The sequence below is a fragment of the Pseudomonas salicis genome (assembly GCF_057128705.1).
In genome coordinates, this window is record NZ_JBSKHU010000004.1 from 754246 (window position 1) to 779966 (window position 25721).

The 25721-nt window shown below is 61.7% G+C and carries 17 protein-coding genes; 8 read left to right on the forward strand and 9 right to left on the reverse strand.

Annotation, left to right across the window (positions count from 1 at the left end):
• Positions 1-233: 233 nt before the first annotated feature.
• Together ACWKWE_RS18055 and gloB are read right to left on the reverse strand one after the other, a co-directional pair.
• A complete protein-coding gene (locus ACWKWE_RS18055; protein WP_483851265.1) occupies positions 234-1874 on the reverse strand; it encodes a LysM peptidoglycan-binding domain-containing protein in 1641 nt (546 codons plus the stop codon).
• Positions 1875-1973: 99 nt separating this feature from the next.
• Positions 1974-2753 carry a hydroxyacylglutathione hydrolase gene (gene gloB / locus ACWKWE_RS18060; RefSeq protein WP_483851266.1) on the reverse strand — a complete coding sequence of 260 codons (780 nt, stop codon included), beginning with the start codon at positions 2751-2753 and terminating at the stop codon, positions 1974-1976.
• A gap of 97 nt (positions 2754-2850) precedes the next feature.
• Between gloB and ACWKWE_RS18065 the strand changes: the two genes are divergently transcribed.
• The 4 genes from ACWKWE_RS18065 (at position 2851) to ACWKWE_RS18080 (ending at position 5957) form a co-directional block, all read left to right on the forward strand.
• On the forward strand, positions 2851-3609 hold the full coding sequence (locus ACWKWE_RS18065) for a class I SAM-dependent methyltransferase (RefSeq protein WP_483851267.1): 759 nt from the start codon (positions 2851-2853) through the stop codon (positions 3607-3609).
• A gap of 47 nt (positions 3610-3656) precedes the next feature.
• Entirely contained in the window at positions 3657-4115 is a 459-nt protein-coding gene (gene rnhA, locus ACWKWE_RS18070) for a ribonuclease HI (protein WP_341959097.1), read from the forward strand.
• 476 nt (positions 4116-4591) lie between these two features.
• Positions 4592-5335, forward strand: coding sequence for a DNA polymerase III subunit epsilon (dnaQ, locus tag ACWKWE_RS18075; RefSeq protein ID WP_166593791.1), 744 nt, complete (start codon positions 4592-4594; stop codon positions 5333-5335).
• Positions 5336-5384: 49 nt separating this feature from the next.
• On the forward strand, positions 5385-5957 hold the full coding sequence (locus ACWKWE_RS18080; RefSeq protein WP_483851268.1) for a GNAT family N-acetyltransferase: 573 nt from the start codon (positions 5385-5387) through the stop codon (positions 5955-5957).
• Positions 5958-6044: 87 nt separating this feature from the next.
• Here ACWKWE_RS18080 and ACWKWE_RS18085 read toward each other — a convergent pair whose 3' ends face one another.
• Together ACWKWE_RS18085 and ACWKWE_RS18090 are read right to left on the reverse strand one after the other, a co-directional pair.
• Positions 6045-6254 (reverse strand): hypothetical protein, encoded by a 210-nt coding sequence (locus ACWKWE_RS18085; protein ID WP_166593210.1) that lies wholly within the window; start codon positions 6252-6254, stop codon positions 6045-6047.
• A 126-nt stretch (positions 6255-6380) separates the two neighbouring features.
• Positions 6381-6530, reverse strand: coding sequence for a hypothetical protein (locus tag ACWKWE_RS18090; RefSeq protein WP_483851269.1), 150 nt, complete (start codon positions 6528-6530; stop codon positions 6381-6383).
• Between the two features lie 40 nt (positions 6531-6570).
• Here ACWKWE_RS18090 and ACWKWE_RS18095 point away from each other — a divergent pair, with 40 nt between their 5' ends.
• Positions 6571-7134, forward strand: coding sequence for an NADPH-dependent FMN reductase (locus tag ACWKWE_RS18095; RefSeq protein ID WP_166593209.1), 564 nt, complete (start codon positions 6571-6573; stop codon positions 7132-7134).
• Positions 7135-7172: 38 nt separating this feature from the next.
• Here ACWKWE_RS18095 and phnX read toward each other — a convergent pair whose 3' ends face one another.
• A complete protein-coding gene (phnX, locus tag ACWKWE_RS18100) occupies positions 7173-8018 on the reverse strand; it encodes a phosphonoacetaldehyde hydrolase (RefSeq protein WP_483851270.1) in 846 nt (281 codons plus the stop codon).
• A 54-nt stretch (positions 8019-8072) separates the two neighbouring features.
• A complete protein-coding gene (locus ACWKWE_RS18105; RefSeq protein ID WP_483851271.1) occupies positions 8073-9182 on the reverse strand; it encodes a 2-aminoethylphosphonate--pyruvate transaminase in 1110 nt (369 codons plus the stop codon).
• A gap of 103 nt (positions 9183-9285) precedes the next feature.
• Here ACWKWE_RS18105 and ACWKWE_RS18110 point away from each other — a divergent pair, with 103 nt between their 5' ends.
• The 3 genes from ACWKWE_RS18110 to ACWKWE_RS18120 all read left to right on the forward strand — a co-directional run bounded on the left by ACWKWE_RS18110 (position 9286) and on the right by ACWKWE_RS18120 (position 20880).
• Positions 9286-10140: a LysR family transcriptional regulator gene (locus ACWKWE_RS18110; protein ID WP_166593206.1), complete on the forward strand. Its 855-nt coding sequence runs from the start codon at positions 9286-9288 to the stop codon at positions 10138-10140.
• 159 nt (positions 10141-10299) lie between these two features.
• Positions 10300-15666 carry a dermonecrotic toxin domain-containing protein gene (locus ACWKWE_RS18115; RefSeq protein WP_483851272.1) on the forward strand — a complete coding sequence of 1789 codons (5367 nt, stop codon included), beginning with the start codon at positions 10300-10302 and terminating at the stop codon, positions 15664-15666.
• A gap of 180 nt (positions 15667-15846) precedes the next feature.
• A complete protein-coding gene (locus tag ACWKWE_RS18120) occupies positions 15847-20880 on the forward strand; it encodes a hypothetical protein (protein ID WP_483851273.1) in 5034 nt (1677 codons plus the stop codon).
• 24 nt (positions 20881-20904) lie between these two features.
• On the opposite strand, the gene ACWKWE_RS18125 is transcribed toward ACWKWE_RS18120, so the two are convergent.
• The 3 genes from ACWKWE_RS18125 to egtB all read right to left on the reverse strand — a co-directional run bounded on the left by ACWKWE_RS18125 (position 20905) and on the right by egtB (position 25669).
• A complete protein-coding gene (locus tag ACWKWE_RS18125) occupies positions 20905-22056 on the reverse strand; it encodes an acyl-CoA dehydrogenase family protein (RefSeq protein ID WP_483851274.1) in 1152 nt (383 codons plus the stop codon).
• Positions 22057-22059: 3 nt separating this feature from the next.
• The gene (locus tag ACWKWE_RS18130; protein ID WP_166593202.1) at positions 22060-23157 is read right to left on the reverse strand and encodes an enoyl-CoA hydratase/isomerase family protein; all 1098 of its coding nucleotides are present in this window, start codon (positions 23155-23157) and stop codon (positions 22060-22062) included.
• A gap of 367 nt (positions 23158-23524) precedes the next feature.
• Entirely contained in the window at positions 23525-25669 is a 2145-nt protein-coding gene (gene egtB / locus ACWKWE_RS18135; protein ID WP_483851275.1) for an ergothioneine biosynthesis protein EgtB, read from the reverse strand.
• Positions 25670-25721: the final 52 nt, after the last annotated feature.

Consider the following 25721-nt stretch of genomic DNA (forward strand, 5'->3'; position numbering starts at 1 on the left):
GGCAGCGGTCGGTCACAGTAACAGCTTGTATGGGCTGGAAAAAGGGTGGTGGCCAGCATCGAACCTGTAGGAGTGAGCTCGCTCGCGATAGCGGTGTTTCAGGCGACCGATGTGTCAGAGACACACCGCTATCGCGAGCGAGCTCACTCCTACAGGTTCAGAAGCGTGTCAGCGAATGATGCGTTGAAGGATTCAACGCAATCGCGCTCTGCGGAGGGGGCGGTGTCGGTAGATCAATGCGGCAAATAAACCGTCAACGTCTGCCCTGGCCTCAACGCTTGGCCGCTGCGCGGGTTCCAGCGCTTGAGGTGTTGCATCTCGACGTTGAAACGCTTGGCCACGGCGTACATCGAATCGCCTTTCTGGATTTTGTACTGCATCGCCTTCGGTTCGGCGTCCTGAGCCTTGCCTTTGGCCTTGCTGCCGGTGTCGGCCTTGGCCACGGCGCGGGCGCTGGCTTTGGTGGTTGGCGCAGGGGCAGGCTTGCTGTTGTCCTGCATCACCAGCGTTTGACCCACCTTCATGTTATGGCCGGTCAGCTTGTTCCAGTGCTGCAGGTCCTTGGCATCCACCTTATTAGCGCGGGCGATCTGCGCGAGGGTGTCGCCCTTCTTCACTTTATAGGTGCGCATGCGGACAGGCTTTTCATCCACCTCGGCCACTTCTTCGAACACCGGCATCGCGGTTTTCATGCCCGGTTGCACGGGAATGGTCAGGGCCTGGCCGCGCTTGAGGTGATTGCCCGAGAGCTTGTTCAAGTCCTTGAGCGTGCTGGTTGACACCTTGTAGCGGCTGGCGATGCTGGCCAGGCTGTCGCCCGGACGCACACGGTATTGCTGCCAGTCCACCAGCTCTTCGGGCTTCATGTTCGAGAGGTTGGCGGTCAGCAATTGTGATTTGGAGGTCGGCACCAACAGGTGCTGAGGGCCGTCGATGGTCAGGCGCTTCTTGAACGCCGGGTTGAGCTGCATCAGCTCGTCTTCATCGATGTTGGCCATCTGCGCGACTTTGGACAGGTCCATGCGCTGGTTCAGCTCGACGACTTCGAAGTAAGGCTTGTTGTCGATCGGGTTGAGGTTGACGCCGTAGGCTTCCGGCGACATGACCACTTGCGACAGGGCCAGCAGTTTCGGCACGTAGTCGCGGGTCTCCTGCGGCAGGGGCAGGTTCCAGTAGTCGGTCGGCAGATTGAGCTTTTCGTTGCGTTCAATGGCGCGGCTGACGGTGCCTTCACCGGCGTTATAGGCCGCGAGAGCCAGCAGCCAGTCGCCGTTGAACATGTCGTGCAGCTTGGTCAGGTAGTCGAGGGCGGCGGCGGTGGACGCCGTGATATCCCGGCGACCGTCGTAGAAACTGGTCTGGCGCAGGTTGAAGTAACGCCCCGTGGACGGGATAAACTGCCAGATGCCCGCTGCATCGCTGCGGGACAGCGCGTTCGGGTTGTAGGCGCTTTCGATGACCGGCAGCAGCGCCAGTTCTAAGGGCATGTTGCGTTCTTCGAGGCGTTCGACGATGTAGTGCATATAAAGGCTGCCACGCTCACCGGCCGTTTCGAGAAACGACGGGTTGTTGGCGAACCAGAGGCGCTGTTGGTCGATGCGCGGGTTGAGGCCGTTGCCGTCTTGCAACTGGAAGCCCTGACGCATGCGTTCCCACACATCGTGGGGCGGGGCCAGCGGAGCGGGTTTGCGTGCCACGAAAACAGGCTGGGGTTTGGCAACGGCGGGGGTGTGAGAGACGTTGGTCGAGCCGCTAGGCTCCAGGCTGCTGGTGGTCTGGCAGCCTGCCAACGTTGCGCTCGCGACCACCGCGATTGCCTGAGCTAACCGAGTCAATGCGTCGGAATTAAAGGTTCTGCGTATGGATGACGACATTGGCTGGGGGATAGTTCCAGTCGAAAATGTCGGGCGATTCTAGAAAGCGTCTTAAGAACGGTCAACCTTTCAGAATTTTTGTGCCGATCCGCGACCCGTTTAGAACTTATCTTTCCAGGCGCGCAAGGCGGCAAAAACGGCTACAGGCGACGCGTTGTCTATACCCGTCCGTTCGTCCGCTTTTTGTTTTACTGAAGGTTGCGAAGCGCGCAAAAACGGATTGGTCTTGCGCTCCAGCCCCAATGTCGAGGGCAGGCTGATACGGTTTTCCTCGCGCCAGCGGGTCACTTGCTCGAAACGGCCAGTGACGTCCGGGTTCTCCGGCTCCACGGCCACGGCAAAACGCAGGTTGCTCAGGGTGTATTCATGAGCGCAGTACACCTCAGTGCTGTCGGGCAACTCGGCCAGACGGCTCAACGAGTGATGCATCTGTTCCGGGGTGCCTTCGAACAGTCGACCGCAGCCCGCCGCGAACAGCGTGTCACCGCTGAACAGCAGGGGCGTCTGCGGATCGGCGTGATAAAAGGCGATGTGCCCCAGGGTGTGGCCGGGGACCGCATGGACGGCGAAGGTCAGGCCGAGTACGGTGACTTCATCGTGATCGGAAAGCGCAACGTCCCGGGCCGGAATTTTTTCGTTGGCCGGGCCGTAGACTTTAGCGCCGGTAAGGTCCTTGAGCTCGGCTACGCCACCGGTGTGGTCCGCGTGGTGATGGGTGATCAGGATGTCGCTCAGTTTCCAGCCAGGGTGGTTGCCCAGCCAGGCCAGCACGGGCGCGGCGTTGCCGGGATCGACCACGGCGCAACGCTTGCTGGCATTGTCTTGTAACAACCAGATGTAGTTATCGGTGAAAGCGGGCAGGGCATCGATCTGTATCATGGCGCGATTCACTTGGCTGGAAACAAAGCGCAATCTTAGAGTCTGAATAGCGTCCACGCGAGCCTTCCTCGCGCGGGCCATCTCATGGAGACCGGAAATGACCGATGAAGCGTTCGCCCAGGCCGACCCCGAGTGGCTTGAGTTGATCAGCGCTGCCCGTGAGTGGCTGTCCGCCCCTTTGGGGCAGTTGTTGCTGGAAGAAGAACGAAAGGTGCTCGAAGAAGAGCTCGAACGGTTCTTCGGCGGCTACCTGGTGCATTACGGACCGTCGGCGCAAAACCCGCCCGAAGCCAAGCAGGTGCAGCGCAACATACGGCTTGGCGCGCCCTTGCCGGGGGTTGAGATCGTGTGCGAAGAGCAGGCCTGGCCGTTGAGCGAGCACGCGGCTGACGTCGTGGTGATGCAGCACGGGCTGGATTTCTGTCTTTCACCCCATGGCCTGTTGCGCGAAGCCGCCAGCAGTGTGCGACCTGGTGGCCATTTGGTGATCGTCGGCATCAACCCTTGGAGCACGTGGGGCATCCGTCATTTCTTCGCCAACGATGCCTTGCGTCGGGCGCGTTGCATTTCGCCATCGCGGGTGGGGGACTGGCTCAATCTGCTGGGCTTCGCGCTGGAGAAACGCCGGTTCGGGTGCTATCGTCCGCCGCTTGCTTCGCCTAAGTGGCAAAACCGCCTGTCAGGCCTTGAGCGTCTGGGCGGTGGCTGGCAGAGCCCCGGTGGCGGCTTCTATTTATTAGTGGCACGCAAGATGGTGGTCGGTCTGCGACCGGTGCGCATGCCTCGCCGGGAACCCATGGGCAAACTCCTGCCGTTGCCGATGGCCAAGGTCAATCGGCGCACCCCCGAGCTTTGATGCCTTGGGGTGGATAGCCGGGCTTCATCAATTCTGGAACGAATGTAATGAGCGATACCGATACCGTCGAACTCTTCTCCGATGGCGCCTGCAAGGGCAATCCCGGTCCTGGCGGCTGGGGCGCATTGCTGGTCTGCAAAGGCGTTGAAAAGGAACTCTGGGGCGGTGAGGCCAACACCACCAACAATCGCATGGAGCTGCTGGGGGCAATACGCGGGCTGGAAGAGCTCAAGCGTTCCTGTGACGTGATTCTGGTGACCGACTCGCAGTACGTGATGAAGGGCATCACCGAGTGGATGGTCAACTGGAAGAAGCGCGGCTGGAAGACGGCGGCGAAAGAACCGGTGAAGAACGCCGACCTGTGGAAGCAACTGGACGAGCAGGTCAACCGCCACAACGTCACCTGGAAGTGGGTGCGCGGGCACATCGGCCACCCCGGCAACGAGCGTGCCGATCAATTGGCGAATCGCGGCGTGGATGAAGTGCGGGGGATCAAGCACGGTTGATGGCCTGTGCGGCCGATACATTTCCACCGCCTGACCCATCTTCGCGAATGAATTCGCTCCCACAGTTGAGTCCTTGCTAGGCCCGGACTTCGCGGCGCAGATGGACCCTGTAGGAGCGAATTTGTTCGCGATTGGCCGGTGCAGCCGAGCATCTCCATCGCCTGACCCATTTTCGCGAATGAATTCGCTCCCACAGTTGAGTCCTTGCTAGGCCCGGACTTCGCGGCGCAGATGAACCCTGTAGGAGCGAATTTATTCGCGATTGGCCGGTGCAGCCGAGCATCTCCATCGCCTGACCCACCTTCGCGAATGAATTCGCTCCTACAGTGGGGGCCGCGTCTGGCCCGAACTCGCGGCGAACAGGCAATTCTGTGAGCGTGAGCTTCATCCAATCGGTCGTGCACACATCCCGAAAACTCCCGTGTTAATATCCGCGCCTGCAACCGAGGCGCCAGGCAATGACTGCACAGAACATCATCACTGAACGTCGAGTCGTACTCGACACCGAAACCACCGGTATGCCCGTCACTGATGGCCACCGGGTCATCGAGATCGGGTGTGTCGAGGTGATCGGTCGGCGGTTGACCGGGCGTCATTTCCACGTGTACCTGCAACCGGACCGTGACAGCGACGAGGGCGCCATCGGCGTTCACGGCATCACGGACCAGTTCCTGATCGGCAAGCCGCGTTTTGCCGAAGTCGCCGATGAGTTCTACGAGTTCATCAAGGGCGCGCAGCTGATCATCCACAACGCGCCCTTCGACGTTGGCTTCCTCAATAACGAATTCAATCTGATTGGCCAGCACGACCGCGCCAATCTTTCCAGCTACTGCTCGATCCTCGACACCCTGGCCATGGCCCGTGAGCGTCATCCGGGTCAACGCAACAGCCTCGACGCCCTGTGCAAACGCTACGACGTCGACAACTCCGGTCGTGAGCTGCACGGCGCGTTGCTCGACTCCGAGATTCTGGCCGACGTCTACCTGGCGATGACCGGTGGCCAGACGGCCCTGTCCCTGGCGGGTAACAACGATGGCGAGGGAGGTGCGGACCGTCCTTCCGAAGTGCGGAAGATCGTCAACCGCACGCCGGGCCGGATCGTCATGGCGAGTGAGGCCGAAAGGGCCGAGCACGAAGCGCGTCTGGCGGTCATCGCCAAGTCGGCTGGCGCTCCGGCACTCTGGACTCAGTTGCTGGAAGCGCAGGCCCAGCAAGCCTGAGCCGCCAGGCAGGCTTGACTCCGTTCATCCAAGGCGCAGGAGGCTCCCGGTGACAATGGCCAGCCCGACCCTGAGCATTCGTGTCGCGGACGAGTGCTTCGAGGATTACATCCTCAATTGCGAATTCACCTTTGAGGTCACCGGCTACGCGCAGGTGCAGATCGGTCAGCCCGTGGCGCAATGGCCCGTGACGCCGGTCGAACCTTATCTGAAGAATTACGGGATTGATTCGGAAGAGTTCTGCAACTACCGCGACGGTGGCGACGGCACCGTGTTGGTGGCATGGCTGGACGAGGACCCGGTCGGGCATATCGTCATCAGCAAACACTGGAATGGTTTTGCCCACATCGATGAGCTGGCGGTGGACACCGTGGCCCGGCGCAACGGCGTGGCCCGGAAGCTGCTGGATGTGGCACAGTTCTGGGCCCGCAAACACTACCTGCCGGGCATCGTGCTGGAAACCCAGAACAACAACTTGGCGGCGTGCCGGTTGTATGAAAGCTACGGGTTCGTGGTCGGCGGAATCGACCACCTGCGCTACCGCGCCATCGACCCGACGACGCAAGAATCAGCGATCTTCTGGTACCTGCTTTTCGACTCCGTCGACAGCTCCGAGCTGTAAGCTACAAGCCTCAAGCTGAACAACGCACTTCCAGACACCGCGCACTGCTTTTAACCTGCCGCTCACCACTCGAAGCTCGTGGCTGCTTCACGTGCGGGTGAGTTTGATCCCTGACTGCACCAATTCGAATTCATCGCCACCCAAGTGGTTCACGCGGTCGCCAATGGCCAGGCGATAGGTGGACACGGGCTCCTTGCCGTCAGCCTCGTCGGGCTGTGATTCGCGGAATTCATGCACCGGGTAGATGCGACCTTCCGCATCTCTGGCATGAAATTGCCCAACTAGAACTGAAGCCATTTGCTTTGTAACCTCTGGAAATAACTGCTCGTTTTCGCTCGCATCGTACCACTGCGCGCCGTGAATCCGTGTCCGCTCGTAAGGCAAATCCGTAGGATCTGTAGGCACCTTCCTCGCTCAAGCCTTTCAGACCGCCGTTTTGAGGGGGAGTTTTCGTTGAGGGAAAAAATAGTCGCGACCAACGGTAGGTGTGGACGCGACGAGATCCGCCACGAAGATCGGCGGATTCGATGAGTGGCAACCAAAAAACAGGGCGGACTGAACGGCATCTTTCATCTATAACTGTCCACTCCTCCATCAGAAGAAGGTCAGCTTCATGAGCCAGCCCCATACCATTGCAGTGATCGTCGGCAGCTTGCGAAAAGACTCCATTAACCGCAAAGTCGCCCGCGCACTGGCAGAGTTGGCACCGCCCAGCCTGAAACTGAGCATCGTCGAAATCGGCGACCTGCCGCTGTACAACGAAGACATCGACCTCGATTCCCCCCCGGCCGCCTACACCGCATTCCGCCAGTCGCTCCAGGGCGCCGACGGTTTCCTGTTCGTCACCCCTGAGTACAACCGCTCGGTGCCCGGTGCACTGAAAAACGCCATCGACGTGGGCTCGCGTCCGTACGGCAAGAGCTCGTGGGGCAAGGCCAAACCTGCGGCCGTGGTGAGCGTATCGCCGGGTGCCATCGGTGGTTTCGGTGCGAACCAGCATTTGCGCCAGAGCTTCGTGTTCCTCGACGTGCTGTGCATGCAGCAACCTGAGGCGTATCTGGGCAACGCCGGGACGTTCTTCGATGAGCAAGGCAAGCTGAGCGAGAAGACCCGCCCGTTCCTGCAGGCCATCATCGATGCATTTGCGGCGCACGTTGAGCGCACGCTCAAGGCCTGATAGCTGAAGCCTCTGTAGCAGTCCGGCTTGCCGGACTGCTACAGGGTGCCGGGTTCTCGGAGATTCTGCGGCACTTCCCCTTTCTCCAGACGCCGGTTGATGTCGGCGATCACCTCGGGCAACTCATTAATCGTATCGACGAGATAGTGCGGGCGTGAGCCTTCGAACAATGCGTGAATACGTGTGCGCTCGGCGTCCAGCCTCTCGGGTGTCAGCGCTTGATACTGTTCGTGCGTCATGCCCAGCGCATTGCCCGAGCAGAGCAGTGCCACCGTCCACATTCCTGCACGTCGGCCTTCGAGAATCCCCGGTACGGTGTCGTCGACCTTGACACACGCGGCCACGTCATCGATTCCCAATGCAATCACGTTAGCGAGCGCCTGAGCAGGCCAGGGGCGCCCGTTTGGCACTTCATCAGTGGCGACCACGTGGTCGGCCACGTAACCGTTTTGCGCGGCCAGTTCGACGACTTTTTTCATCACCACCGCCGGATAGCCCGAGCAGGAACCGATTTTCAGTCCTTGCTGGCGCAGACGGGTGAGGGTGTCCAACGCGCCGGGGATCAGTGCCGAGTGCTCGGCGATTTTTTCGATTTGCAACGGCATGAAGCGTTCATAGATCGCCGTCACGTCCTCGTCTGTGGGCACGCGGCCGAACACCTTGCGGTAACGCTCGGCAATCGGTGATTGATCGCACAGCGTCCGAATGTGGTCCCACTTGCCCATGCCCATGGGGCCGCGGGCTTCTTCGATGGAGACTTGCACCTCGAACTCGGCAAAGGCCTCGACGAAAATCTGCGTCGGGGCGAATGAACCGAAATCGACGACGGTGCCTGCCCAGTCCAGAATCGCCGCTTGCAGGTGAGTAGGGTGCTTATAGTTCATCGGTCAATCCTTAACGTCGTGGCGAATTCAGGGTTAAAAACAAAGGAGTGAGGCTCAGATGTCCAGCACCTCCATTTCCCGCAGCACGTCGCCGATGGCATCGACGGCAGCCTGCATACCTCGGGCGTCCACGTCGCCGATGCAGCCGACGCGAAAGGTCTCGACCTGGGTCAGCTTGCCCGGATAAAGGATGAAACCCTTGGCCTTGACCCGCTCGTAGAAATCCTTGAATTGATAACGGGCATCGCGTGGGGCGTGGAACGTGGCGATGATCGGTGCCTGGATGTCGGCCGCGAGAAAACTGCGCAGGCCCAGTCTGGCCATGCCGTCCAGCAGCGTTTTGCAGTTGGCGGTGTAGCGAGCATTGCGCGCGGGCAGGCCGCCTTCTTCCCGGTATTGCAGCAGGGCTTCGTGCAGCGCCGCGACCACGTGGGTTGGCGGGGTGAAACGCCATTGCCCGGTCTTGGCCATGTAGGCGTACTGGTCGTGCAAGTCCAGCGCCAGCGAGGGCGAATGGCCCGCTGCGGCATCCAGCGTTTCGTCGCGGACAAAGACGAAGCCCATCCCCGGCACGCCCTCCAGGCATTTGCCCGAAGCGGCTATCAACGCGTCGAACGGGATTGCAGCGGCGTCCACTGGCAGCGCGCCGAATGAACTCATGGCATCGATGATCAGCCGTTTGCCGTGGTGAGCGACGACCTCCGCAATCGCCGGCAGCGGGTTGAGGATGCCGGTGCTGGTTTCGCAATGAATCAGCGCGACATGGGTGATACGTGAATCAGCTCGCAACATCGCTTCGACATCGGCGGCCGTGGTGGGCTGGTCTTCCGGGGTTTCGAAGGTGCAAAACGCTCGGCCCAGCACGTCGCAAATCTTTGCCAGTCGTTTGCCGTACGCGCCGTTGATCAGCACCAGCACCTTGCCATCGCGAGGCACGAGCGTACCGATGGCGGCTTCGACGGCGAAGGTGCCACTGCCCTGAAGCGGTACGCAGCGATGGGTGCCGTGGCCGTTGAGGATGTCCAGCAATTGCGAACAGACGTTGGCGGTCAGGGCATTAAAGCGTTCGTCCCACGAACCCAAATCGACCATCATTGCTTGCCGGGTGCGGGCGGACGTGGTCAACGGGCCGGGTGTCAGCAAAATGGGTGCGGTGTTGCTCATGATGGGGCCTCGCAGTGTCAGGACGTGATGGGGCTACGTTGACGATCGGACGGCTATCAATCAAATTGCTTGTTGTTATCCGAACTATAAGTCAGGCCGATTCATGAACCTCTTTCAACTGCGCGCCTTCGACGCCGTGGCCCGCGAAGGCAGCTTCACCCGCGCAGCCGCGCGCCTGTTCATCAGCCAGCCTGCTGTGACCGGGCACGTGAAGGCGCTGGAAGATCGCTACCAGATCACCCTGCTGCGGCGCACGGCGCGGCGGGTCGAATTGACGGAAGAGGGGGTGAAACTCGCGGCGATCACCCGTGCGATGTTCGGCATGGCCGAGGAAGCCGAAGCGCTGTTGGAGGCCCATCGTGAATTGTTGACGGGGCGTCTGGAAGTTGTGGCGGATGGGCCGCACTTGGTGATGCCCATGTTGGCTCGGCTGCGGGCGAAATTTCCGGGGATCACGGTCAATCTGCGCTTGGGCAATGCTCAGGACACCTTGGCCGCGCTGGTTTCGGAACATGCCGATGTGGCGGTGTTGACCGAGGTGGAATCGCGCAAGGGCTTGCATGTGGAGAACCTGACCCAGTCGCGGATCTGCGCGTTATTGCCGGTCGGGCATGAATGGGCGAATGAGATCGAGATCGCGGTTGGGCGTCTGGATCGGCGGATCATGGTGCTGCGCGAATCGACCTCGGTGACCCGCAAGACCTTCGATGCGGCGTGCGCTTTGGTCGAGGTCAATCCACGGGTGTTACTGGAGCTGGACAGTCGTGAGGCGGTGACGGAAGCGGTGGCGGCGGACCTTGGCATCGGCATCGTGTCGTCGGTCGAAGTCAGCCACGACCCGCGCGTGGTGGCGGTGCCGCTGGTGGGGGAGGGATTGGTGAATCAGCATTTCATCAGTTGCCTGGCCCGGCGACGGGAACTGCGATTGATCCAGGCGTTTTTTGCGCTGGCCCTGTAGCGATCGGCTCGCCCGCGCTGGCGTCAGTGAATCTGAGATATCCGCCTGCGTGCACAACATTATGTAGCGCAGGGCGTGCGAGGTTTCTCCCTACGCTCCTTGGCATGTGGCCCATGGCCGGTGAACACCGGCCTGGGCATTTCGTGAAAAGGAGCTTTCATGTCTATTAATACCGTCAACTATTTCCACCGGGCTTCGCTCAGGCAGCGCTTTCTCGATGGCCTGGATGACGCTGCGCAAGCACGTCGCCTGACGGCCGACGAGCGCGTATGGCTGCAATGCCTGGCCCACGATCCCGACGAGGGCGACCTTGATCCGCTGAGGGTGGATCGGCTGGTGTTCAGCGATGGCACCCAACGGCCCTTCGAGCTGACCGCGACGTTGATGCTCAGCCATGGCCAGACCGACGATCCCCATGTGTATCTGTTCAGCCTGGCGAACGGCGTCGAAGCCTTCGAGGATCGCCGTGCGCTGCTGGCCCTCCTGCGTGAACGTTTCGCCGGCGGCGCCGACACCCTGTTCGAGTACGAAAAGATCGAAGGCGACCCGTTCAGGGCGCAAATGCTGGCTATCGTCGATCAGCAGGTGGAGGCGGTCGGGCAACTGACGACGCAATTGAGTCAGATCCCCTCGCTGCTGGAGGCCTCCACTGCATCGCTGAGCCGGGAGCTGCAACGCTTGCTGCCGCACATGCCCCTCGACCCGGTGACGCATGTGTTGCAGATCACGCCCATCGACGACGGCGATGCCGAGCCAGACCTGGTGGTTCAGACCTTGGCGCAAGCGGCATTCGACGACAGCTGCAAGGTCACGCTGGACGTCGGCTATGAGCGTCGGTTCCTCGACACGCGGGGACTGCTGGCGACGACGGCGGACAGCGCGCTGTTCCATCAGGCTTTCACGGCGGCCCACGCCGGGCTGGAGGCGTGCCATCGTGAATTGCTGACGGCCTACTGGCGTGCGACGGTGTCCGGCCCGACCACTCGACGCGCCCTGGCCATCGAGGGGTTCGTCGCTAGCTTGCGCCGCGAACTGTATGACCACCGTAACGATGGCACCTTGCACGTGGACACACTCAATGCGCTGCTGCCGGTGTTGCAACTGCCGTCAGGAACGGTAGGCGGTGATCTTCGCTGCCATCGATTGTCGCTCAAGGCAGGAGACGGCCCCGCCTCACCGTTGGCCGCAACCTTTCTGGTCAAGCCCGCAAACGGAGCCGAGGGGCAAATTCTCTGGTTCTCTCCCGATCATCGGCTGCTGCATTTTGCCGACCTGGCAACATTGACCGGGTTCCTGTCCACGGCGGCCGGGCGGGATCGGCTGCGACCAGCCCTGGCGTTGGCCGATCAAGCGGTCCTCGACAGGGCAGGGGCGTTGGAGATCGAGCTGGAAGAAATCCTGACGCCGTTGTGCGCTGAACGTGTCGACTCGATCATCGCCTTGCAGGCACGCAACCTAGCGTTCGCCATGAGCCTGCCTTGCGCCTCGGAGCAACTGACGGCGATGCTCGATGATGCGCTGGACGTGCGGGGCTTGCTCGACCCTCGGCAATTAGCGTTCGGGTCGGGGCGCTGGCGTGAGGGCAGTTCGACCGATTTCACTCAAACGTGGCTTAAGCGCGAAGCGGCAACGGTGCCGGCCGAACCGATGATCGTGCCGGTCATCGAAGCGGCCCCGGAGCCTGTCGCTCGGGTGAGCGAAGCGGTCAACTCATCCGAACCTGTCCCGGCCGGCGAACTGACCGAGCCCGCGCCAGAGCCTGCTGATAAAGAAGACGAAACGCCCGTCCCCGTGCGCTCCCTGAGGGCCTCTTGGGTCGAGTATGCCCAGGCTTTCGACGCGCGGGCCGGGCGCCTGCAACAGCTGGACAATGTGCTGATCCAGTCGGCCAGTCATACGCTGCAGCGGTATCTGTGCGTGCTGTTCGACGGCTACCTGCCTGCGCAATCGTTCAAGGCTCAGTGGCTGGAATCGGGACCGGCGGACATCTCCGATGTGGAAGGGCACAGCGTATCGGTCAGTGAATCACTGCATGTGGTCACGCTGGACCTGGTTTCGTTGCTGCTTGAATGCGTGAGTGGCCACCGCTCCGCGGCGATGCACCGCAGTACCCGTCTCAAGGTCGATGCGATGGTCTCGATGGGGGCGCTGGAAACCGACCTGATCAATCACTTGCTCACCGAAGGGCTTAGGGCGTTCGATCAGCGATACGTCGAGGCCTTCGAACAGTCCAGGCTCGGTGTGCAGCGCAAAGATGATCAACACTCGACGCCGTACCAGGTTGCGCTAAGCACTCGCGATGATGCGATTCGCCTGGACTTGTCTCTGGCCAAGCGTCAAGCCAGGATCGACAGCACCGCGGTGACCCTGGTTCGGCAGGTGCTGGATCGCCCGATTCGTGGTCTGCGTCTTGCGTTGGGCGTTCCTGTGACGGAAGCGTACTCGGTGTCGTTCGCTCATGGTGATCAACCGGCGGCTTCTTTGTGCGATACGCTGGTGCTCCGGCAGCCTCTGAACCCCGACAGTCCGGTGCTGTTGTGGTCGTGCGAGATCGGCTGGCGTCAGTTCGCGTCGATCGAACGCATGGAAGCCACCGTGCGGTACAACGTCCAAAACGATCGTGAGCGCTGGTTGCAGCTTCTGAGTGAAGAGGATCGTCGTGCGTTACAGGCGAAGCTATCGAACGCGACGGACAGCGATTTCCGAATTGAGCTGACGCGTCTGGACGGTCACTCGTCGCGAGCGTTGCAAGACCGCATGATGACCCGCCAGCACCAAAACCTGCAGCTGTTGTGCAGGCGAGCACGACGTTGCCGTTTCGAGGCCGGCCTGTTCACGCGTCTGGCGAGCGCGACGGAACTGGATGATCTGCTGATCGGGTCGCTAGACGGCCTGTCGGTGAGAATCGACAACAGCATTTTCGAAGCGATGCTGCCGTCATGGGTGAGCGAGGCGTCGATCGCCGAACTGGTGGATTACTACAACATCTTCAAACGCTATTACCAGAACAGCGACGACGGCAGGGATTTCCTGTTTGGCATCCCGAGCTTGCAGGATCTGGCGCGACAACGACTGACCGAAACCTTGAAGCGGGATTTTCCCGCCGAGGCATTCGACCCGGATAAGATCACGGTCACGTCGCGACGCTACGTCACGGCGTTACCCGCCACCGGTGAATTGCCTTCGGGGGTGCCTGCCGCCACTGAGGTGCGCACTGAGTCCCTGATCGACTATGCGATCAACCGCTTCGTCGATGCTCAGGACGCGGCGCTCAGTGTGCATTACACCGGACCGTCTCACCGTGGCGCAGCGCTGACGCCCGATTACCTGCGTTCGCTGGTCAGGTCCGTGGACGTAGGCGCGGCCTACACCACCTTGCTGCGCAATGCGTTCAATCCCACCGAGCCTCACTATGCCGCGCGCCAGCGCCTGTTCATTGGCCAGTTGCCTTCGGCATTGATGTCGGTCGCGCTGCCGGACAAGGTCCAGGATAAGCTCAGCGCCACTGCCTATGAATTCATCGCCCGCGTGCTGGACATGCCCGACGGCATCGCCCGCGAACCGATCGACGGCACGTGGGTCATCTTGAGCCAGTTGCAGTTGGTGGCAGACGAAGGCATGACCCCCGATCCGGTTACCGGGGTCTATCTAATCTGCCCGACGGCACCCGATGCCGGGCCTGTGGTGCTATATGCGGTTTATCACGAAGCGTTCGTGTTCCGTGAATACGCCAATCGCGAGGCGCTGCTGAACGCCATTCGTACGGACGCATCCCTCCAGCGATTGCTGCTGGAGCGCTTGGCGCCGGACGTGCATCGCCGCTACGCCCACGGCGGTTTCATCGAGCCGCATCTGCCGTTTTCGACTGAAGCCTTCAATGAACTGCCGGTGCGCGCGCCTGGGCCTGTCACGCTGAACATTGCCGAAATCAAAGGTAACGCGTTGCAAACGTTGTTCGCTGGCACGCTGGACCTGCTGGTGGCGATGGGCACGTCCAATTCGGTGACCAACGCCCAGGCCGATGATGCAGGTCGCAGGTTTTTGGCCACACTGGCGCTCAGTCAGGCCCTCACGCTGCTCCCCAGCAAGTTGGCTTCACTGGTCACCCTCTGGCAGAGCCACACGCTGTTCCGGAATTCTGCGGTGTCAGCTTCTCGGCATCGGTGGGGGAAGGCGTTGTCGGAGTTTACCTCGGCACTGGGACTGATGGTGACGGCTCGGCAACAGTCACTGGAGGAACCTCCTCAAGGTGGCGCAGCGGCTCCGTTGGCAGAAGTCGCGGAGGAAGAGGCGGCCACTTCGTCTTTTTCCTGGGGCCGGACGACCCTGACCCCGGAACAACGCGTCAGGCTTCAAGGGCTGGAGGCGCAAAACGTCGCGCTGAATGAAATGCGTCACGACGAATTGCTCAACCTGTATTTCGATAGGGAGGATGAAACGCCTTATTCCGTCGTGGCCGGCCGTGTTTATCAAGTCAAACGGTTGGCTGAACGGGGCGAGTGGATGATCGTCGGTTCAGACAACGCGCCGGGACCGAAAATCGTACTGGACAGCAACCAGCGCTGGCAGTTGGATCTGGACCTGCGCCTCAGAGGCGGCGGGGGCGCCGTCACCCGCTTTCTTGACACCGCCTCCACCGCCAGCGCCGAGAGCGGCATGGTGATCGAGGCCAGCGGCATGGCCGAGATCCGTCAAGCCTACCGTTACCGTGCCAGGCGCATCGCCGAGGCCCATTCGCTCGCCAGGCAATACCTGGAAAATTGTCTCGACAACCTCAATGCCCGTCAGGCGGACGGTACGCTCGACCCGCGCGTTGCAGGCATCGTCGGCGAGTTCTTCGGAACGGCCAGCCCCGATCAGGCCCTGTTGACGCGGGTGCAGGTGGCCGTCAAGGCGCTGCTGGACGGGGTGATGGACCCCTCGTTGTCGCCATTCTCGTCAACCCGCTTTGTGATCGGGACCAACCGGCCAGGGCGCGGCCATGTGACCGCGTTCATCATTCCGATGGACCCTCAGCACCGGGTGTTTCTCACGGACCGTTTCTTCCGCCCGCCGCGTTTCCGGCTCAAACCCGCCGCCGCGCTTGAGGGCTTCGAGACAACCCCGCATTTCCAGGCATCGACCTTGATCCATGAGTTGTCGCACTGGGTGCTCGATACCAAGGACATCGCGTACCTGGAGTCCAACGCGCCTTACCCTGACTTGCTCAGGGAGGACACGGCAGCCAATGTGCGCATGCGGGCGCAGATCGAACGCATGCAGGACTATCGGCTTTCGCATCGCACTCCCCAAAAGGATTTGTTCACGCAGGAAGAGGACGGTCACTGGCGGGATGTACGTCGCGACGATGCGCTGGGGTATTCGAGCATCTTGCGGATCACAGGCGCGAAGACCCTTGACGAGGCCCGGACGGTCTTTCTGGCCGATGTCGACAAACGCAGTCAGGTCATGCTCAAGAATGCGGATTCCGTTGGCTTGATGATCCTGCGCCTGGGGCGACGCAACTACACGGCATTGAACCCTTGAGAAGGGCAAGACCGGGCTGAACCGGCGCTTGGCCCGGCCCTCAGTCAATCCGGAAAAACCGCCTCGGTGTACAGCGTTATGTAACGCAGCGCACCGAGGATTTCTCCCTACGCTCCTGACATTGCTGCCCTGACCCGGATGTACGCCGGGCCGGGGTGGCCACGCCAAAAAGGAGCTTTCATGTCTACCCCGTCCTTCCCTTATTTCCATACGGCCAACCTGCGACAGCGTTACGTTGACGAACTGGAAGATGCGCTGCACGACGCTCGCTTGAGTGCCGTCGAGTGCCACTGGCTCCAGGCGTTGATCCGCCCGCAGCGTGCCGACGATCTCGACCCTGTGCGGATCGATCGCCTGATCGCCGCCAACCCGTTGCACCGACATGCCGAGCTGTCGGGCGCGCTGTTGCTCAGCCATGAGCTGACCGACGTTTCTGAAGTTTATCTGTATACCCTGGGCCTGGGCCTCGAAGTGTTCGCCGACCGCAGCAGCCTGCTGACCGCGTTGCGCAACCGTTATGCCGCAGGCGATGAGGCCGCGATCTTCGAATACGAAAAAATCTACGGTAATCCGTTCGAAGCGCAAATGCTCGCCCTCGTCGATCATCAGGCCGAGCGCGTCGGAACGCTGACGGCGCGGTTGAAACAGACGCCCGGATGGCTGGATGACTCGACAGGTTCAACCGCCGAGACGCTTGCTGAGGTATCCCGCCGGTGCAGCACGCGGCTCGCGTCGTTCTGGCGCACGGTGGAGGGTGCATCTACACACAGGGATTTGGCCATTGAGGCGTTCGAAAACAGCCTGCGTGACCGGGTATATCGCCGAGAGGGGGCTGGCCTGTTGACCCCGGAAGTCCGGAAGGCGCTGTGTGCCGTGCTGCACCTGTTGCCGGGGCAGGGGACGTTCGACAGCCATTTACGCTGCTATCGGCTGGCGCTCAGGGTCGGGGACAGTGCGGCCTGTTCATTGGCGGGCACCTTTGTGCTCAAGCCAACGGCCGGTGCCGAGGGGGCGCTGTTCTGGTATTCCCCCGATCACCAATGGCACAGCTTCGCCGACACCGTCGCGCTGACCGCGTATTTTGCGACCCCGGAAGGGAGGGCCCAGGCCGCTTACGCACTGGCCCTCTCCGAACATGTCATGTTGCAGCGCGAGGGCGAGGTGCGGATCGGTTTCGCCGAACTCCAGACCCGGCCCTGTGAGCTACTGATCGATTCGATTCTCGCCCTGCAGGCGCGCAACCTGATGTACGCCTTGACCCTGCCTCAGCGGTCGGAAAAACAGGCTGCGATGATCGACGACGCACTGGATATTCGCCAACTGCTGGACCCACGCCAATTGTGTTTCAGTGCGGGGCGCTGGCGTCGGCAGGCGCCGTTCGCCTTCATGTCCGTCTGGCAGCGGCCCGCTTCCTCCACACTGCCGTCCGCTTCCGTCTCCCCTACGCACGAAGAGAACAGTCCGGCGTTGGCGCCGCTTGCCGAGGCGACCGCTATCGTGTCCGTGCCCTCATGGCGAGACCTCACCCGTGACTTTGACCGGCGTACCACCGAACTGCGGCAGCTCGACAACACGTTGCAGGCCTATGCGGAACAGGCGCTGCAGCGTTACCTGTGCGTGTGGAGCCAGGGGCGTCTGAATGCGTCGAATGTCCACATCCAGTGGCAGCGTACTGATCTGGCGAGTGTGTCAACAGCGCCCACCGTCGCGACACAGGACATTGAGACGCTGGACCTGATGTCATTGTTGCTGGAGCGGGTGACGGGGCGTTGCGGCCCAGAGCTTCCGGCGGACGCGCGCGTGAGGGTGGACAACCCGACAGCTCCCGGGCAGTTCCCGGTGGCGTTGGTCGAACACCTGTTGCGCACCCTCACGCCTGACTTCGTCGAGGGGTACATTCGTCAATTCGAGGCGTCGCGACGAGAAGGGCAGCGGCACGGTGATCGTCCTTTGCAGCCCGAACGCGAAGCGCTGAAGTTGCGCGAGGACGCCATGCGACTGTATGCAGCCTTGGCTACGCGGCAGAAATGGATCGATGCCCCGTCCGGAGACCTGATCCGCCAGATGCTGGATCAACCCGCCCACACGGTGCGTTCGGCGTCCCATCCTGAAGCTGCGGAAGCGTTCGAGGTCTGGCTGACGTATGGCGACGCCTCCAGCGTCAGGTTATGCGACGCGATGGTGCTTCAGTCGCCGCAGCCGCAGGCCCGCTCGCTGGTGTTCTGGTCGAGCCTGACTGGCTGGCGCTCGTTCAGGTCGGGCGCACGTTTGCAACGCATGCTCCAGAGCAAGCTGGCCGGCGCGGAGCGCGATGATTGGTTGCAGCTGTTGAGCGAACGCGACCGCGTGCGCCTGGAGCGTCATCTGGCGCAAGGGCCAGACAGCCCAGTACGGGTTCGGCTGGATCGGATCGACGGGAACGCCCTTGACGCCTTGCAAGAGGGGGTGTTGCAACGCCAATTGCAAGACGTGCGTCAGCTGTGTCTGCGCGCCCGACGTTGCCGATTCGACGCGCAACTGTTCAGCCAGCTCGCCGGTCACTGTGACACCGACGCATCCCTGTGCAGCCTCATCGACGGGTTGTCCGTAAGGATCGAAACCAGCCTCTTCGAAGCGCTGCTGCCCCCTTGGTTGAGCGAGGCGTCCATTGCCGACCTGGGGTTGTATTGCGATTTGCTCAAGCGCTATTACGAGGCCACCGACGGCGGCAAGGATTTCCTGATTGGCGTGTCCTCGCTGCACGGCTACGCACGCGGCCAATTGCGTGCGAGGCTGGAAGCCGATTTTCCCGGCCTGGGCTTTAAACCGGACGACATCACGATCACCTCCCGTGATTTCGTGAGTGCTTTTCCGCCCACGGGCGAGCTCCCGTCAGGCGTGCCCGCCGCGACGATCACGCACACCGAATCCCTGACCGAGTACGCGATCAATCGCTTCGCCAATCATCAGAGCGCCATTTTGAGCGTGACGTCGGAGGTGTACCCGCAGGCTGCTGAGACGATGACCGTGAACTATGTGCGTCAGTTGGTCCGGCGTTTGAACATCGGCGCGGGTTACGTGGCCCTGCTACGTGAGGCCCTTACCCCCACCGATGCCTTGTACGAGGCGCGTAACCAACTGTTCGTCAATCAATTGCCGCCGATGCTGATGGCGGTGGCGTTGGCGCAGAAACTCAAGGGAGAACTCAGTCCGGCCGCGTTTGACCTGGTGGTGGGCGTGCTGGACATGCCCGATGGCCTGGCGCGAGAACCCATCCATGGCGTGCGGGCGATGATCAGTCCGTTGCGATTGGTGGCCGACGCGGGCATGACCCCTGACCCTGTGAGCGGGGTGTATCTGATCGGCGCAGGGGGCGATGAGTCGGGCGTGCACGTGCTGTACGCCATGCATGATTCAACGTTCACGTTTCGCGAGTACGCCAGCCTGTCCGCATTACACGAGGCCATTCGCACCGACGCCTCGCTCCAGCAGTTGTTGCTGGCGCGGGTGGAGCCCGGCGTACATCGTCGTTATGACCATGGAGGCTTCATCGAGCCGCACTTGCCGTTTTCGGTGGAAGGGCTGGGCGATTTGCCCTTCCGCGCACCAGGGCCGGTGACCGTGGACGTCAGCGAGGTCAAGGGCAATGCGGTGCAGTACCTGTTCAACGGCGCGGTCAAGCTGTTGCTGGAGCTGAGCGTCGCGAACACCGTGACCAATGAGCAGGAGGATCAGGCAGGCCGAACCTTTCTGGCGACGCTCGGGTTCGAGCAACTGGTAAGCCTGCTGCCCAGCAAACTGTCCGCCATGGTCACGTTGTGGCAAGGCCAGACGTTGCTGCGCGCGTCGGCCGCTTCGGCGTCCGGTCGGCATTGGGGCGAAGCGTTTTCGGAGTTTTCCGCGGCACTCGGTGTGATGGTGACGGCCCGAGAGCAATCCTTTCAGGAACAGGTTCCCGATGATCGGCTCGGCGGCGACGGTCTCACCGAGGATCAAGAGGCCCTGCCGTCGGCGTTTTCCTGGCGCAACACCGCACTGGATGCCGGGCAGAAGCTGCGCCTTAAAGGGCTGGAGGCGCGGGGTATAGCCCTCGCCGATCTGCGTCACGACCACTTGCTCAACCTCTTCACCGACACCGTGAATGGCGCAACCTATGCCGTGGTGAAAGGCCGGGTGTACCAGGTCCGGCGCATCGAGGCGGAGAACAACTGGGTCATCGTCGGTGCTGACGGCACGACAGGGCCGAAGCTGATCATGGACATCAACCAGCGCTGGCAGTTGGACCTGACCTTGCGTCTGCGGGGTGGCGGGGCGGTGGTCACCAAGATGAAAGAGGGCAAGATCGATAAGAGCGCCCAGGACATCCTGGTGATTGAGGCCCGAGGGATGCCCGAGATCCGGCAGCTGTACCGGGACCGCGCACGACGCATCGGGCAGGCTCATCTCAAGACCAAGTGGTATCTTGAAACCTGCCTCGACAACCTGAGTCCGCATCAGAGCGGGCAACCGCTGGACCCGCAGGTGACGCGCATCATCGCCGATCATTTCGGCGTCACCGTCCCGGACAAGGCGTTGTTGGACGAGACGTTGAATACGGCCAAGACGCTGTACAGCGCGATCATGGATGCCTCTCTCTCACCGTATTCGTCGCAGCGCTTTGTCATCGGTTCCACCCGTCCCGGGCATGAAATGGTCACGGCGTTCGTCATCAAGACAGACCCGAAACAGCGGCTCTACCTCACCGAGCAGTTTTTCGTTTCCCCTTCGTTCGCCATCACGCCCGCCGCGCTGGCGCAAGGGTTCTCCGTGGACGTGCACCACAGGGCCGCGAACCTGATTCACGAACTGTCTCACTTGACACTCGATACCCACGACATCGCGTACCTGGAATCCATGGCGCCGTACCCGGACCTGTTGCTCGATGACACACCGTACAACACGCGGGTTCGCGACAGCGTCGAGCGGCTACATACGAAGCGGCTTTCCCACCTGAGCGATCGGGATGCGTTGTTCACGCTGATCGACGCAGGCACGCAACGTGACATCGAGCCGGAAGACGGGCGGGGTTTTGAAACGATCCTGAGGATCACGGGGGCCCCGGACCTCGATGATGCCAGGGATGTATTTCTGTCCGACGCAGCGGTACGCCGCCGGCTGATCTTGCGCAATGCCGACTCGGTGACGTTGTTGGTGCTATTGCTGGGGCGTCGCAGTTTTGTGATGCCGAGCCCCTGACAGGCCCGGCGTCCGCAGGGTGCGCTACAGGTCGTAATGGCGAAGTTCGCGCGCGATCAGCAAGCGCTGGATTTCGCTGGAGCCTTCGTAGATCTGAGTGATGCGGGCGTCCCGGTAGTATTTCTCCACCGGGTAGTCTTCGAGATAGCCGTAGCCGCCGTGAATCTGGACCGCCTTGGAGCAGACCCACTCCGCCATCTCCGAGGCGAACAGTTTGGCTTGCGACGCCTCTGACAGACACGGCTTGCCTGCCGTGCGCAAGCGTGCGGCGTGCAGGACCATCAGGCGTGCGGCGTTGATGCGGGTGTGCATGTCGGCGAGCAGATTGGCGATGCTCTGATGCTCAATGATCGGCTTGTCGAACTGCACCCGCTCACGGGCATAGGCCAATGCGGCTTCGAAGGCCGCACGGGCGACGCCCAATGCTTGAGCCGCGATGCCGATGCGCCCGCCTTCGAGGTTGGCGAGAGCGATGGAGAGGCCCTTGCCGCGCTCGCCCAGCAGATTGGCTTCGGGAATGCGGCAGTCGCTCAGGGTCACCGCGCAGGTGTCCGAGGCCTTGATGCCCATCTTGTGTTCCATGCGGTCGACGGTGTAACCGGGGTTGTCGGTGGGCACCAGAAACGCCGACAGGCCTTTTTTGCCCAACTCCGGGTCGGTCACGGCGAAGACAATCGCCAGCTGCGCGCGCTTGCCGTTGCTGACGAATTGCTTGGCGCCGTTGAGCACCCATTCGCCGTCTTTCAGTTCGGCGCGGGTGCGCAGGTTGTGGGCTTCGGAACCGGCGTGCGGTTCGGTCAGGCAGAAACAGCCGATGGCCTGGCCGCTGGCGAGTTTCTCCAGCCACTGTTCCTTCTGCGCCTCGGTGCCGTAATTGAGCACCGGGCCACAACCCACCGAGCTGTGCACACTCATCAACGTGCCGGTGGCGGCGTCACCTGCGGAGATCTCTTCGACTGCCAGCGCATAGGCGACGTAATCGATGTAGGTACCGCCCCATTCCTCGGGGACGATCATGCCCAACAGGCCCAGTTCGCCGAGCTTGCTCACCAGCGCGTCGTCGATCCAGCCGGCTTTTTCCCAGGCTTGGGCGTGGGGCGCGATTTCGTTGCGGGCGAATTCGCGCGCCATGTCGCGGATCATGATTTGTTCTTCGGTCAGTTCAAGGTCTTGCATGGGTCACGCCTCATGACCGCTGAAAAAACTCGCCACGTGTTCGGCATCCAGCGCCTCGACGTTCGACGGGTTCCAGTGCGGTTTCTTGTCTTTGTCTACGATCAAGGCGCGCACGCCTTCGATCAGGTCCCCCCGTTCGAACCACTGACGATCCAGATGCAGCTCCAGGTCGAAGCAGGCGTCCAGCGGCAGATGACGGCCCCGGCGCAACAGCTCCAGCGTCACGGCCATGGCGAGTGGCGAACGGGTTTTCATCAGGTTGGCGGTGTCCACGGCCCAACTGTGGGTGTCGATCACCGTCACTTCCAACAACTGTTCGATAATGCTCGGAATGTCTGGCAGGGCGAAGAAATGATCGATGGCTGGGCGCAGCTTTTCCAGCGGCGGTTCGGGTAATTGCTGGACGGCGATTTTCGCCAGCGCGCCTTGCAGGTCCTTGAGCGGGGTGAGGGTCCACTTCAGCGTGTCGAGGTGACGGTCGAGGTCCGCCAGCCGGGCGCTTTGCAGGTACCAGTCGGCGAGGCCGCAGTACAACGCGTCGGCGGCCTGAATCTGCACGCCGGTCACGCCAAGGTAGACGCCGAGCTCACCCGGCACCCGAGGCAGGAAATAACTGCCGCCGACGTCGGGAAAATAACCGATCGCCACTTCCGGCATCGCCAGACGACTGCGTTCGGTAACCACGCGTAAATCAACGCCCTGAGCCAGCCCCATGCCGCCGCCCAGCACAAAGCCATCCATCAAGGCGATGACGGGTTTGCGGTAGTGATGGAGGGTGAGGTCGAGCGCGTACTCTTCGACGAAGAAGGTCTGGTGGTGGGTCTGGTTGTTTTTGTAGCTGTCGTACAGCGAGCGGATATCGCCCCCCGCACAGAAGGCTTTTTCTCCGGCGCCTCGCAGGACGACGGCGTACACCTTATCGTCCTTGGCCCAGGCGTCGAGCTGGTGTTGCAGTTGCCGGACCATGTCCAGATCGATGGCATTCAACCCTTGCGGGCGGTTGAGGGTGATGTGGCCGATGTGATTGCGTACTTCGGACAGAACGGTGTAGCAGGCGGGTTCCTGCCCTGAAGACGTGGCCGATACTACCTGTGCCGTCATCGCTGACTCCCTGTGGCTCTTGTTCTTCTTGCTCGTTCAAGCGACCCGATGAAGGCCGCACTCCGTGAAAATCAACCGGGATGCTAACAGCCACATTTTGCAATTGAAATGAAGAATCGAAGACGGGGGAGGGCATAACAGACAATCCCGCGTCCGACGAAGAGCCAGGTGCGGGACGGGAGCGAGTTCATTCACGAACGGAAGGGCATGCGATAGAAATGTGTCGGATGTGCAGCCGCCTTCGCGAATGAATTCGCTCCCACAGTTGAGACCTTGCACGGCTTCAAGACTTGCGCAGGTTCTGTAGCAGTCCGGCGTGCCAGCGGCAGCGACACCACCACCGCCACCGCGGGCAAGCCGTGCCGCATCACGCGTGCAAACGGAACAGCGCCATTTCCGGCGCGTTGCTGATCCAGTATTGACTCACCGCCCATCCCGCCCGCGCCGCCAGCCCGGTAAACGACTCCACCGTGAATTTGTGTGAATTCTCGGTGTGCAGCCGCTCACCCGCCGCGAAGTGAAAGCGATGGCCCGCCACGGTCACGTCTTGCTCGACCTGACTCACCAAATGCATTTCCATCCGCGAACGCTCGGCGTTCCACAGCGCGAGGTGTTTGAAGGCAGTGACGTCGAAATCAGCCCCCAGCTCGCGGTTGATGCGGGTCAGCAGATTCAGGTTGAAACGCGCCGTCACCCCCTTGGCATCGTCGTAAGCCGCCACCAGCGTGTCGATGTCCTTGACCATGTCCACGCCGACGATGAACTGCGCGTGTTCGCCCAGTACCTGATGGGCACCGCGCAAAAACGTTACCGCTTCATCGTGCGTGAAATTCCCGATGGTGGAGCCGGGAAAGAAACCGACGCGGGTCAGGCCTTCGACTTCCTGCGGCAGTTTAACGACGCGGGTGAAGTCATCCACCTGCGGCGCGACCACCAGATTCGGGTAGGTTTGGCGTAGCGCCTTGGCGGCTTTTTTCAACGCCGTCGCGCTGATGTCAATGGGCACGTAGACCGCCAACTGCGGCGCGGCATCCAGCACCAGCCGGGTTTTCTCGCTGGCGCCACTGCCAAACTCCACCAACGCAGCGCCTTCGGGAATCGACGCTGCAATCTCGCCCGCAATCCCTTTCAACAAGCCGGTTTCGGCGTTGGTGGGGTAATACTCATCGGTCTCGCAAATGGCCTCGAACAGGTCGGAGCCTTTCGCGTCGTAGAAGTATTTGGGGGAAAGCGTCTTGCTCGGCGCTGACAACCCGGCGATCACGTCATGGGCGAATTCGCTGTCTTGCGGATTGACCACCCCCGGCTGGCGACTGTCGCGGGCCAGGCGCAACCCTGTGATGACCCAGCGTTTGTCGGTCGGGAAAAAGTTGCGATAAGTCAGGCGGCAATGATCGGGGGAGGTGACGCTGGCACCGCCGCGCAACACCGTCTGATTGACCATGAATTTGCCGTTGTACTCGCCCACCGCACCGGCCGACGGCTTGAAGCCGGGGTAGGCGCTGTAGGCGCTCTGGGTCCACTGCCAGGCCACGTCATCCACTTGCTCCAGCAGACCGGCGCGCGCGGCGGCTTCCCACTCCGCTTCGGTGGGCAGGCGAGCGTCGGCCCAGGTCGCGAACGCAGCGGCTTCGTAATAGCTGATGTGCGTGACCGGGGCGGCCGGGTCGATGTCTTCCAGGCCGCGCAGGCTCATGCGCTTCCAGCCGTTTTCGTCGTGTTGCCAATAGAAGGGCGCGGTCCAGCCGTGTTCCTGAATCAGCGTCCAGCCCTCGGACAGCCACAGCGCAGCGGTTTGATAGCCGCCGTCGGCGATGAAACTCATCCATTCGCCGTTGGTGACCAGCCGATCGCTGATTTCAAAAGACTGTAAATAGGTGGTGTGGCGGGGACCTTCGTGGTCGAACGCAAAGCCTTCGCCGCTGTGGCCAATCTGCGTCAGCCCCGCGCTCAGCGGCTTGAACTGGCCGCGACGGCCCGTGGCATCTTTCGGCCAGGTCGGGTCGTAAGCGGGTTTGAGCGAGGACAGGCTGAACAGGTGCAGGATGTCGATCAGCAACAGTTCCTGGTGCTGCTCTTCGTGGGCCAGGCCCAATTCGATCAGGCTCGACAGCTCATCGGACAGGCCGCCCATTAACAGCGTGGACATGTGCTCATCGACGTATTTGCGGTAGGCCTTGACCTGATCGACGCCCGGCCGGGTCATCAGACCTCGTTGCGGACGCGGATGGCGCGGCCCCACGGCTTCGTAATACGAGTTGAAGAGGTAACCAAACGTCGGATCGAACGGCGTGTAGTCGGGCACGTTGGGAATGAGCAAAAACGTCTCGAAGAACCACGTGGTGTGCGCCATGTGCCATTTTGCCGGGCTGGCGTCGGGCATCGACTGCACCACCATGTCTTCGGGACTGAGCGGCGCGACCAACTGTTCGGTGCGACCACGAACGCTCTGATAGCGCTTGCACAGCGGGTCCGTGGTGGGGGTTTCGCGTAGCTGGCGTGAGTGACGCATCGGTTTCTCTCCGGGTGTCGTGTAGCGCAAGCGCTTCGAGCAGAGTGGCGTC

Bases quoted from the DNA above. Each gene is read 5' to 3' on its own strand.
- ACWKWE_RS18055 (WP_483851265.1), bottom strand. From the start codon at position 1,874: ATGTCGTCATCCATACGCAGAACCTTTAATTCCGACGCATTGACTCGG.
- gloB (WP_483851266.1), bottom strand. From the start codon at position 2,753: ATGATACAGATCGATGCCCTGCCCGCTTTCACCGATAACTACATCTGG.
- ACWKWE_RS18065 (WP_483851267.1), top strand. From the start codon at position 2,851: ATGACCGATGAAGCGTTCGCCCAGGCCGACCCCGAGTGGCTTGAGTTG.
- rnhA (WP_341959097.1), top strand. From the start codon at position 3,657: ATGAGCGATACCGATACCGTCGAACTCTTCTCCGATGGCGCCTGCAAG.
- ACWKWE_RS18085 (WP_166593210.1), bottom strand. From the start codon at position 6,254: ATGGCTTCAGTTCTAGTTGGGCAATTTCATGCCAGAGATGCGGAAGGT.
- ACWKWE_RS18090 (WP_483851269.1), bottom strand. From the start codon at position 6,530: ATGAAAGATGCCGTTCAGTCCGCCCTGTTTTTTGGTTGCCACTCATCG.
- ACWKWE_RS18095 (WP_166593209.1), top strand. From the start codon at position 6,571: ATGAGCCAGCCCCATACCATTGCAGTGATCGTCGGCAGCTTGCGAAAA.
- phnX (WP_483851270.1), bottom strand. From the start codon at position 8,018: ATGAACTATAAGCACCCTACTCACCTGCAAGCGGCGATTCTGGACTGG.
- ACWKWE_RS18105 (WP_483851271.1), bottom strand. From the start codon at position 9,182: ATGAGCAACACCGCACCCATTTTGCTGACACCCGGCCCGTTGACCACG.
- ACWKWE_RS18110 (WP_166593206.1), top strand. From the start codon at position 9,286: ATGAACCTCTTTCAACTGCGCGCCTTCGACGCCGTGGCCCGCGAAGGC.
- ACWKWE_RS18115 (WP_483851272.1), top strand. From the start codon at position 10,300: ATGTCTATTAATACCGTCAACTATTTCCACCGGGCTTCGCTCAGGCAG.
- ACWKWE_RS18120 (WP_483851273.1), top strand. From the start codon at position 15,847: ATGTCTACCCCGTCCTTCCCTTATTTCCATACGGCCAACCTGCGACAG.
- ACWKWE_RS18125 (WP_483851274.1), bottom strand. From the start codon at position 22,056: ATGCAAGACCTTGAACTGACCGAAGAACAAATCATGATCCGCGACATG.
- ACWKWE_RS18130 (WP_166593202.1), bottom strand. From the start codon at position 23,157: ATGACGGCACAGGTAGTATCGGCCACGTCTTCAGGGCAGGAACCCGCC.
- egtB (WP_483851275.1), bottom strand. From the start codon at position 25,669: ATGCGTCACTCACGCCAGCTACGCGAAACCCCCACCACGGACCCGCTG.